This is a genomic window from Streptomyces sp. NPDC029526, from assembly GCF_040637405.1.
Classification (GTDB): domain Bacteria; phylum Actinomycetota; class Actinomycetes; order Streptomycetales; family Streptomycetaceae; genus Streptomyces.
This window is the reverse complement of sequence record NZ_JBEZWE010000040.1, coordinates 1-10,552: the sequence shown is the minus strand read 5'-3', so window position 1 is coordinate 10,552 and position 10,552 is coordinate 1. Positions and strand designations below refer to the sequence as shown.

The 10,552-nt window shown below is 65.9% G+C and carries 6 protein-coding genes and 4 pseudogenes; 3 read left to right on the top strand and 7 right to left on the bottom strand.

Annotated features, from left to right (window positions below; genetic code table 11):
* Positions 1–92 precede the first annotated feature (92 nt).
* Positions 93–3,812, bottom strand: coding sequence for a hypothetical protein (locus tag AB0F01_RS31150; protein ID WP_362102713.1), 3,720 nt, complete (start codon positions 3,810–3,812; stop codon positions 93–95).
* Between the two features lie 350 nt (positions 3,813–4,162).
* Here AB0F01_RS31150 and AB0F01_RS31145 point away from each other — a divergent pair, with 350 nt between their 5' ends.
* On the top strand, positions 4,163–5,656 hold the full coding sequence (locus AB0F01_RS31145) for a restriction endonuclease (protein WP_362102710.1): 1,494 nt from the start codon (positions 4,163–4,165) through the stop codon (positions 5,654–5,656).
* A gap of 110 nt (positions 5,657–5,766) precedes the next feature.
* Here the strand turns inward: AB0F01_RS31145 and AB0F01_RS31140 are convergent, their stop codons facing one another.
* Positions 5,767–6,258: a hypothetical protein gene (locus AB0F01_RS31140; RefSeq protein ID WP_362102707.1), complete on the bottom strand. Its 492-nt coding sequence runs from the start codon at positions 6,256–6,258 to the stop codon at positions 5,767–5,769.
* A 94-nt stretch (positions 6,259–6,352) separates the two neighbouring features.
* Positions 6,353–6,553 (bottom strand): hypothetical protein, encoded by a 201-nt coding sequence (locus AB0F01_RS31135; protein WP_362102705.1) that lies wholly within the window; start codon positions 6,551–6,553, stop codon positions 6,353–6,355.
* Positions 6,554–6,782: 229 nt separating this feature from the next.
* Between AB0F01_RS31135 and AB0F01_RS31130 the strand changes: the two are divergent.
* Positions 6,783–8,168: pseudogene (locus AB0F01_RS31130) on the top strand (helicase associated domain-containing protein); the annotation flags it as partial.
* Positions 8,169–8,209: 41 nt separating this feature from the next.
* Here the strand turns inward: AB0F01_RS31130 and AB0F01_RS31125 are convergent.
* From AB0F01_RS31125 to AB0F01_RS31110, 4 genes and pseudogenes are all read right to left on the bottom strand, one after another.
* A pseudogene (locus AB0F01_RS31125) lies at positions 8,210–8,383 on the bottom strand (DUF6042 family protein); the annotation flags it as partial.
* 126 nt (positions 8,384–8,509) lie between these two features.
* Entirely contained in the window at positions 8,510–9,091 is a 582-nt protein-coding gene (locus AB0F01_RS31120; RefSeq protein ID WP_362102702.1) for a hypothetical protein, read from the bottom strand.
* Between the two features lie 225 nt (positions 9,092–9,316).
* A pseudogene (locus tag AB0F01_RS31115) lies at positions 9,317–9,586 on the bottom strand (transposase family protein); the annotation flags it as partial.
* 7 nt (positions 9,587–9,593) lie between these two features.
* Positions 9,594–9,866, bottom strand: a complete 273-nt coding sequence (locus AB0F01_RS31110) for a hypothetical protein (protein ID WP_362102699.1) — start codon at positions 9,864–9,866, stop codon at positions 9,594–9,596.
* 501 nt (positions 9,867–10,367) lie between these two features.
* Here AB0F01_RS31110 and AB0F01_RS31105 point away from each other — a divergent pair.
* Positions 10,368–10,552 (top strand): annotated as a pseudogene (locus AB0F01_RS31105) (hypothetical protein); the annotation flags it as partial.

Below are 10,552 nucleotides of genomic sequence, written 5' to 3'. Positions count from 1 at the left end.
CACCCGCCGAATACGAGACCAACTACTACCGGGCAACCACGAAGCCCCAGGTCACAGTCATAACCTAGAGTCTCGATCGAACCCGGAACGGTTCAGAGCAGCCGTTGAGTGGTGGAGGCGTTGTAGACGTTGGTGTCCTGGTGGTTCAGGAGTTGTTCAGCGGTGTCTAGCGCAATCTGAGGGTCATGCTTCATCAAGGCCAGCACGGCCTGGGCTGCGCAGACTCGGACAGCGAGCACTGGGTCGTTGGCGAGGCGGGTGACCAGGGGCGTCAAGGCGTGCAGGTGCTCACTGCCGTGGAAGAGCAGGGTGGCAACGGTGAACGCTGCCTGGCCGCGGGTGGCGTTCATGCCGGCGGTCAGCAGATCCGTGCGGGTTCCTTCGGCATCAGGATGACGGATGTCCTGCTCGGGGTAGGGGTCTGTGGTGTAGCCGTTGAGGGCCGGGAGCAGAGCAAGAGTGAAGTTCTGCGGGGCCGACTGCAGGGCGCGGCAGATCGTGGGTGCTGCCTCGGAGCCGAGCGTCTGGTGGGTGTGGAGGGCCAGTCGTTCCCAGTGGTCGGCATCCAGATGGGGCGTGACCGCCTCCACGATCGCGCAGAGGTAGGCGGCTGGCGAGCCCGGGCCGAGAGTGAAGGCGAAGTCGGTGAAGCGGTCGGGTTGCTGTTGCGCGCGGCTGCCCAGTGTCCGGGCGAGCTCGTGGACGCCTCCTCGGAGAGGCCAGAACCGTTCGGGCTGGGGCTGGGCGTACTTGTCCAGGGCACGGTGCCACTGGTCGTCGGTCATGTGCCGGGCCGCTTGGTCACTGATCGGCGAGCCGACAACTCCAGTTTGAAGCGGTGTCGGTGGCGACGGGACGTGGCCGGGGAACTTGCGGTGCCATTCGGCGAGCCGACGGCGTACCGCTTCGCTACGGCGCGAAGGGCAGATCGCCGACAGCAGCTCGTACTGGCTCCGGCCCCAGGCGCTGCGCTGACCCTTCTGTCGTCGGCGCTCCCACGCCGGGTAGTAGCCAAGCAGCACCGCGGTCAAGCGATCCAGCATCTCGTCCGTGCAGTGGGGGGTCGTGGTCTCGATGAGTTCTCGCGAGGCCCAGCGCGCGCTGTCCACCCATCCCAGGCGCAAGTGGCGCTCATCGGTCAGGAGCCAGGCGATCGCCTCATCGGGCCGTCCCAGGGCAGTGTGCAGGCGGCAGGCGAGGAAGCGCAGTTCCTGAACTGGTGAGGCGGTCAGTTGCCGCAGGGCGTCGGCAGCGGCAGCCGGGGCCTGGCCGGCCAGGGAGCGCAGTGCCGTGTCGAGGGCGGCCAGCAAGGCGGTGTCGACACCGCGGCCGCCCACGAGGCGGTAGGCCCAGCGGCCACCGAGGTCCTGGGAGCCGGTGCTGCCCGCGCTGCTAGCGGTGGCCACGTCGATGACGAAGGGCAGAACCTGGTCGACGTAGGTTTCCGGCTCGGCCTGCGCAATGCGGGAGAGGACCGTGTCGGCCACCTGTGAGTTCGTGGACAAGTGCTCGGACGCGAAGGGGTCGCCGGATGCGTCGGCGCGCGCACGGGCTAGGTGACGACGCAGATAGGCGCCGACAAGGCGGGCAGCAGGAGCGGGGTGGGTTTCGGACAGGCCGTAGAGCAGTGACCAGAAGTCACTGTTCACCGCGATCGGTCCACGCGCCTCGTCCGCATGGCCGCTCTCGACCAGGTCGACGGCAAGGTCGACAAGGTCGGGCGTGAGCGCCCACTCAATCAGCCGCAGAAGCCGCTGCCCCCACTGCGGCGTGGTGCCCACGTACGGTCGCACCAGCTCTGCGACACGTTCGGGCCGGTGTCGCGCGACGGCCAGCAGTTCAGGGAACGCAGCATCGGCGGTCTGCGGCGTGCCCAGCCAGCGTTCCCACCTTTGATTGTGGTCGGCGGCGTCGAACCACTGCGGCAGGGCGAGCAGACCGCGTACCTTGCCCGCGACAGGAGCCTGACCCCAGGCGACCGGTTCGATGGCCTGCCAGTCTGGCAGAGCGGCATCGAGCTGCCCAAGGACCGCGATGATCACATCATGCAGGTGCAGGCGGATCTGGTCAGAGCCCAGGAGCCGGGCCACCGTGACGCGGAAACGTTCAGGGTCCGAGCCAGCAAGGTGCTCAAGGATCTGCCGGGTCTGGGCTCGACGGAACAGATATTGACCTGAATTGGCCAGAAAATCGTGGATGTCCTCCCCGGTGGAGATGAAGGCCCGGGCGAAGAGGAAATCGAAGTACGTCTCGTGGAAGAACCCGATCTGTTCCCCGTCGCGCACCAGCACACCGTGCGACTCGAACATCCTGATGTGCTGGCGGGCGAAACCATCGAGGAGAGCCATGGGCGCCTGGAGCGTTTCGCGTTCACTCATAGAGGCGCACAGCGTGCCCGTGATACCTCGCCAGTCCACCGCGGTGACCTGCCGCTCGATCTCCTCACGCAGTTCGTCTGTGTAGCGCGCGTACAGCTCCTGCAAGGTCCGGTAGGAAGCGGCGCGTGCGGAGGACGACAGGCGGCTGAAGACCGACAGGTGCAACGGAGTACGCAACAGCTCCAGCGTCACCGGCCCCAAGCCGTCGGGATCCGTCCCGCTGGCGGACAGGACAGCCCGCACCTGTTCCAGATCCAGAACGCTGAGGGGGAAGCGGACTGTTCGGGCGGGGTCGGCGACCAGCCCGGACAGCCTCCGGTCGTTGTCGATATCGACGGTACGGGCCACCAGGAGCACCTTGACGTTCGGGGTGACGGACAGCTGCGCCAGCACGTCCTCCACGGCCTCGTAGGCGTCCGACATCCTGCCGTTGTAGGTGCTGACCGCATCCAGCTGGTCAATCACCAGCAGCGCCGGGGCTCCGTCCGCGACCCCAGCCAGCAGCACCGCCGGCGAGTCCGGCAAGGTCATCCTGGTCCCCAGATCCCTGGCCGTCTGCACGCTCGCGTCGGCACCGTCCATCCGGACCGCGGCCGCCGGCCATCCCTGCTCGGTCAGCCGAGCCAGAACGTCGGTGACAACCGCTGACTTACCCAAGCCAGCACCGCCCTCGCAGACCACGATCTGCGGGCCGTCCTCAGCTATCAAGTGCTCGTACAGCTGCTCCGCATGCGGGCGAGCGGCCATCCCGAACACGGGCCTGTCCCGCCGCACGCGCCGCACAAAGCGCTCAACGGTACCGGCCAGCGCCGTGAGCGTTCCGGTGTCACCGGCCAGCAGCCGTGGGTGTACTCCCGGGACGGTCAGAAGGTGGCTGCGGATCTGGGAGCCGGTGAGGCGCTGGTGCAGGTGCTCGTCGAGATAGCCGCTCAACTGCCTGACGATCACTTCCGCATCGCCGAGAAACAGCAGCTGATACTCGGAGACCACCAGGCGGCGCAGCGCCTCCGGTGAGTAGTGCTCCACGTGCACGGCCTGCAGATACCGCCAGCCGACTTCCCGGTCGACCGGCGCCCCGTTCACAGACCAGTTCCCGAGTACCTGTACGAACTGGGGAGCCTGGGCCTTGGTGATGATGTCCTCGAACTCGGCGAGTGTTTCAGCTGCCCGGGCCCGCTGGGCAAGATCATGCAGTTCAGGGGCCCCCGTGGACAGCACGAGGCGCACCTTCTTGCCCTCCGTAAGATGCCCCGTGACCGCCTTAAGGATCTTCCCCGCAGCATCCAGGGTCCACGGCCCCTTCGAGGGAACGTCCTTCACCTGCTCGCACCATGTGCCGTCGTCCGCCTCGAGCTCGAACTCGATCCCGGCGCCCGCCGGCCCCGGGGGCTCCAGACGAATCCGCGACGCCCGCCCCCTCAGCAACTCAGCCACCCTCAGCGCGGTCCACCAGTCCTCGTACCGGTTACCCGCCTTGTCCGCAGCCCCGCCCGCCAGCCCCACTCCGCCTCACCCCTCGAAAAACCGCGAAGGCCCCCTCTTCAGGAGTCCCCGTGGCGCGACCTTACCTTCACCCACCGACAATCAGACATACCAGGGTATTGCGGCAAAACATTCAGCTCTGTGCCCTCCTCAGCCTGCGGGCACGGATGCCAAGCGGGGCCTTGCAGGGCCTCCACGCGCTAGCTCCTCATCTGAGGCAACCGGCGGGTGGACGACCCGCCCGACACTCGATTCGTGCGACTGCCCCAGTCATCGTCGGAAGTGGAAGCAGAATCACCGAGGTGACCGAGAACTTTGACTCCAGGCTGAACAGTGACGCCCTACTACTCAGAGGCTTCCGCGACCTAGCCGACGCGTACACGCGACTCAGCGCGTCAGGCGATCCGCAACGCCGCGGGAAGGATTTCGAGCACCTGCTGCAGCGAGCCTTCCAGCTCGCTCACTTCGAGGTTGAGCTCAACCCGCGGATCGCATACCCACGCCAGACAGACTTGTCTGCACGCTACGGAGACCGCCGGTACCTCCTGGAGGCCAAGTGGCAAGCCGCGAAGGCGGACGTGGACGTACTCAGCGGCCTACGCGACCGCTTGCGCCGGACCAGTCCCGACGTAGTAGGTGTGCTCGTCAGCATCTCTGGCTTCACTGGAACCCTCGTAGAGGAGGTCAGCCGAGAACGTCAGACACCTATCCTTCTGGTCGACCAAGAAGATCTACTGAACGCGCTTAGGGAGCCGACTACACTGCCCGGCCTGCTCAGAGCCAAGCAGGAGGCGCTGATCACTCACGGCCAGGTGCATCTCGGGGAGTCTCGACGGGCACACGCCGTAACCCGCAGGCCAGACCGCGCACTGCCAACCAGAGACCTGCATCTCCGCGACGCATGTGGGGAGCAACACCCTTACCTAACTGTTCCGGGCGGCTTCGCTCCCGTGGTGTTCGCTACCGCCGCCACAAACGTGGACTGGTCCTTCGGCCGCGGCCGCGGCGTATGTTTGGACATCCCCATCCAAGCCCGCACTGCAGCCGACTTGATACGCCTGATCCACGGCCTTGATGAACTCGGACTGGCCAGCGCACGTCCCACCTGGGCTCTCCAGCAGAACGACACCTCATGGTTTGGAATCGGGGCCGGCGAACTCATACAAGCATTGGACGACGCCCAGCAGCGTATGGCGGAGCCAGCCGCCCCACACCACAGCGAGCAGCTCGTGTACTGCGACACCACCCTGGGCGGCCTCTACACACTGACGGCAATCATCGCTGCGGCAGAGCCGTCACCCGCCAGGCAGCAAGCGGACGAGTGCACCCCCTCGAGCAGCCAACGCAACAGAACGCCTGCTCCCCTGCTGGTCTCGCAATGCCAACTATCCTTCCAGCTCCCCGGCACTCCGCTGGATGCCACAGCCCTGCGTCACCTCCACGACCGATTCGGAGCGACGCACAACGTCTACTTCCGCCACTTGGACATCACGGCGATCAAGATCAGCTGGCTTGATCAACAACCAGTAGACCCGCTGGCCACCATCGTGGAACACGACTCAGTCACAGGCCAGGACTTCGTCGTCGGCCTCGTCGTGCACGATCACTACTCCGCGAACGGCAAGCACGCCGTGCTCGAAGGCTGGCCGCTAGAACTTCAGGACAGCGGATTCCTGATGTGCGCCCTAGCAGATCACCATCCCGTAACTCGCCCACCAGAGCGCTATTGGCTGGAGGCCGTGCATACCGCCCACACGTCTGACCTAGCCGTCGCAACAGTCCGGGCCAGATGGTGACCAGGGTCAGCTCCACGACGGACGAGCAAAGGTAGACACTGCCGCAAGCCGGCCCCGCTGGCTGGTGAAGGCCAGCAGCCAGTGGGGCCCACTCGCTCAAACGCAGTTGCCTAGGCGGTCTTCCTCCGCCCTGGACTCCGGTCCCACCTGGCGGCAAAGGACCGGATGGACTCAGCAGTGAAGACCGGTCCAGCAGCAGTGCGGCCAATCGGCCGCGGGAAGTCAGGATGGTTGCCATCCAACTGAGCCACCCGTTGACGAGAGACACCCAGTTCCTCAGCCGCTTCCCTGTATCCCATGAGCTTCTGTTCCTTGGGGTAGTCCCGCTCCGCGGCTGCCTGCTCAGCGGTAACCACACGCAGGTCGATCAGCTGAGGCTTGTGGCCCAGAGCAGCCTCAAGTCCCTCAACCACTGTATGAAGAGCCTTGTCCGCAGCCTCTACCAAGCCGGACGCCCTCAGACGCCACAAAATGTTGAGACGCCGGCTGTCAGCCTCATACCTGATGACACCAGCGAAGTGCCGATGCATCTCTTCGAACTGCTCATCCCGGAGGGCGCGAACAGCATCCGCAGTCGCAGACGCCCGCCATTCCTGTTCCATGCTTCTCTCCTCTCCTTCCATCTGTTTCGTTCTGCGGTGTGCGCGGATGGACAGGTACAGGGGGCCAGGCCTTCTGGCCCCCTTCCATACCTGGCTAGTCCTCGTACGGGAGAACCAGGCCCATTTCCCGCAGCATCGAGACCAGATCGAGCCACTCACCCGGACTGCCCGGCTCGTGATCGATCGTGGTCACGTTGCCGTCCCGGGAGAAGAACCAAGATCCCTCCAGGCTCTGCCAGCTCTTGAATCCCTGACGGTCCAGTGCCGCGAGAAGCACGTCCATCCGATTCGCCATGTCAATACCACCCCCAAACCTTGCACCTGTCAAGACATAACCCGGAGCAACCTACTAACAACCCTTGTTTCTGGCAAGACGGCGCCCCGAGGGCTCCCGCGACAAAGCCGGCAACCCGTCTCGCACGAAGATCGAGACGCTTGCTGTGGACCCTCACGGGTCACCGGGCAGTGGAATACGAGCAGGTCAGACCCACAACAAACACTCCATACGGCATCACCACCTACAGATAAAGGGCCTGCGCTCGCATGATGAACGGCTCGTCGAGCAGCTGGCCTCCCGGGCGCTCACGAGCGGCAAGCGCAAGGTCCACGTCCGGCGTGACGAAGAGGGGCGGATCGTCGGGGCCGGCGGCGAGGGCGACGGTGAGGACCAGGAGGACGACACGCAGGCCGCCGCCGAAGCGGCCCTGCTGCACTTCTCCAGCCCGCGCGACGCCGCGACCATCGCCGCGTTCCTTCGCACTCGGGTGTACCGGCCGGAGTCGCTGGTGTGGCTGGAGGGCTACCAGGCCCTGCTGCGCTGGCGGGCCGAGAACGAGATCACCGGCCTCTACGCCGTTCCCTACGACACCGAGGTCGAGGTCGGGGTGACCAAGGCGTTTCCGCTCGGGCGATGGGTGCACCAGCAGAGGAAGGCGCTGCGGGCCGGGGAGCTGGAGGAGCGGCGTAAGACGCTGCTGTACGCACCGGAGGCCGGGGTGGTGTGGGAGCCGGGTGAGGAGGCGTGGGAGAACAAGCTCGCCGCGCTGCGATCCTACCGGCGGGCCATGGGGCACCTCGCACCCCGTCAGGACGCCGTCTGGGGCAAGAGCCAGGCCGAGGGTCTAGTGCCTATCGGGCAGCACATGGCCAACATCCGCCGCAAAGGCGGCCTCGGCAAGAATCCCGAACGGGCGGAGACACGGGCCGCGCAGCTGACCGCGATCGACCCTGACTGGAACTGCCCCTGGCCCCTGGACTGGCAACGCCACTACCGCATCCTCACCAACCTCGCCGCCGACGAACCCGACGGCAGGCTCCCCGACATCGCCCCCGGCGTGACGTTCGACGGCGACGACATCGGACGATGGCTGGAGCGGCAGAAGAACCCGACCACCTGGGCACAACTTCTGCCCGAACAGCAGATCCGGCTGTCCAAGCTGGGCGTCCAGCCCGCCCAGGCCCCGTCTCCCGCCCCTGTTTCCAAGGGTGCGACGAAGGGGCAGGGCAAGGCGCAGCAGGCGTTCCAGCGGGGTCTTGCGGCGCTCACGCAGTGGGTCGAGCGGGAAGGCCAACGACCGGTCCCGCGCAGCCACAGCGAAGAAATCACGGTTGACGGCGGGGCGGAGCCGGTGGCCGTGAAACTGGGCGTATGGACTTCGAACGCCCGTTCCAGGTGGGGCAAGCTCACCCCAGAGCAGCAGGCCGCCCTCGCCGCGCTGGGCGTGCCCTGGGCGAAGGCCGCAGCAGTGCCGGCCCCGTCTAGCGAACCGACTGCGGCAAACGACAAGCCCGTCCAGGGCGCGCAGGTGCCGGAGGACCGCAACCAGGGCGCCTCCGTGACGGAGGAGGAGCACCAGGCGGCGCGGGGCACGGCGCGGATGCAGCGCATGAACGAGAGGCGGAAGCGCTGATGCACCTCCAGCTTTGCCGCGTCGGCTTGCTCCTGCCCGCGCTGCTCCCGGGCGTCACCGGCCTCCACGAGCTCCACGTCGGCGAGGCGGACATCGTCGGCATCGCGGCCGGTGGCGACCGCCAGACGGTCGAGGCAGGTGAGGAATTCCTGTGGCTCGCCCAGATCGTCGACCAGGTGCTTGATGAGCCCATCGACGAGCGGGCCGGTGTGCATCGTCCAGCGAATCCGGTCAAGCCGCTTGGCGAGTTCGGCGTCCAGAGGCACCGATCACGCCCGGAAAGACAACAAGGTGCGTGGTCAACATGGGCCCTCGGGTCCGCATTGCCAGCGCGAGCAAGGTCAGAGTTTTGTAGCGGCTGGATCCACGGCTTCTTCTTCGAGGAGGTCTCCGAAGTGCCCGAAGACCCACCCGTCGATCATCTGCGGGTAAGACTCGATGAGGTCTTGGGGGAGAAACTGGCGCGGTTCTTCGAAGTGGAATCCCCATTGCGAAACGATGTTGTCGCCTTCTGCCAGATCTAGGACCGCAGAGCGCAGACGGCGGACATGCGCGAGGATGTGCCGCTCTCGAACGACGCTGATATGCCCCACACTGGCACCCTCATGCGCAATGAAGTTCCTTGCTCTTGTGGCCCGCCGTAGGGAATCCATGATCTCGCCAGAAGTCGAGATCTTGCCAGTCAGGTGGTTTAGCGTGGCTGCGAGCATTTTATCGACTGGCAGGTTGGTGATCATCCCGTCATCATCCATGACGATCTCGACGTCACTCTCGTGCATTTCAACCAGGTTGATGCATCGGACCATCCAGCGGCACTTCTCCTCGAACGCGTTAGCGAGATGAAGGGAACGTCCAGCCGCTAGAAACAGAGCGTCGAGTAGCTCCGGCTGACGAGGAGGTAAGTAGCCCAAAGACCAAGTCATGTTCCTACTGTAGTGACGATGTCCACCCGATATCGGTCCGCCGGCTGGCGTCTCCCTGTCTGAGAAGTGCCGGTCCAAAGACAGTGGAGCGGAGCGAGGTGTACCGCCCCAAGACAGCCACACCCGCTACGGAAACCGCCCCACGGCAGTGACCACTCCCTTCCTCAACACCCGACCAGCGAAAACACCCCGGCCTGACAAGCCGTCACTGGGCTCTTTCCAACCTCAGTCTGAGCTGGCCAGATGCAGGCAAAGGATGGCTTGGACGAGGCTCGTGATGCGGGTGGTGGAACATGGCAGTCTGCGAAGGAGCCGCCAGGACTTGAGGGTGGCGACGGCCTGCTCGACCAGGGCTCGGGTCTTTGCGTGAGACCGGTTGACGGCCTTCTGCCCCTGGGCAAGCGTCTCCCAGCGTCCCCAGCAGGGGATACGGACCGTGCCCCCGGCGCCTTGGTATCCCTTGTCGGCCCAGCACGTGATGCCGGCGTCCGTGAGCGTCCAACTAGGTGACCGCCGCGGAGTGGTCGTCGTAGCTCGTGCCGAGCAGCTCCCCGGTGACCGGGTCATACTTCTCCTCGCGCAGCGCCGAGATGCGTATGCCCTTCGGCTCCAGCAGTTTCTTCGCCTCGCTGTGTCCGCGCTTGGTCAGCACCCACACCTGCCGCTGGTCCTCCCGTACAAGCTCGACCCTCACCAGGTGGTGGTCCTGAAGATCCAGGAGGGTGTCCCGCGTGAGCTTGTCGTGCTGGTTGCCCGGACGGGTCAGCTTCCACAACTGATCAGGCGTAGCCCTCTGGAAGATCCCCAGCGCTTGCAGCAGTTCCCTCCGCCTTGGCCCTGTCGAGTTCTTCCTGTGAGTACGACGCCTTGGGACATGAGGGTTGTCGGACCTGCGCTGACCCCCTGTCCGCCGGGGCTGGCCTGCGGAAACTCCCGGCCCGTGGCGACGGGGCGCGGAGGGGGTGGTGGAGGGGTCCACGGAGGGGGCCTCTCCGGCCGGGTCAAGGGGCTCGGGCTCGTCTGCGGTGCTCGCCACAGGATGCTCCTGGAAGGTGGGGCGGGCCCATCCCGCCGTTCACCTCCTACAGGTCCCGTCTTCGGCTCTCGTGTGACGCCGACCTCGGAAAACCCCTCCACCGTGACTGCATCGTGATCAGCCCGGAGGGGGGAGAGTTCTCCCCTCTGGCGGCCGGACTCTGTCCACAGGGCCGCAAGCCGAGCATCGGTTCCGAGGCCGCCGCGATCAGCGGGGCGGCCCGTACGCTGAGGAGCCGACATGCCCGACACCACGCCGCTCGCCCCGATGACCCCGCACGCGGCCATCAGCGCCTTCAACTACCTCCGGGCCGTCCAGGCCGACGACATCGAGCGTTTTCAGAGTGGCCACCGATGGGGTGACAGCGGCGAGGGCACAACGCACGAGGCACCCGCGCCGTTGAGGGAGGTGTTCGAAGTCTCAAC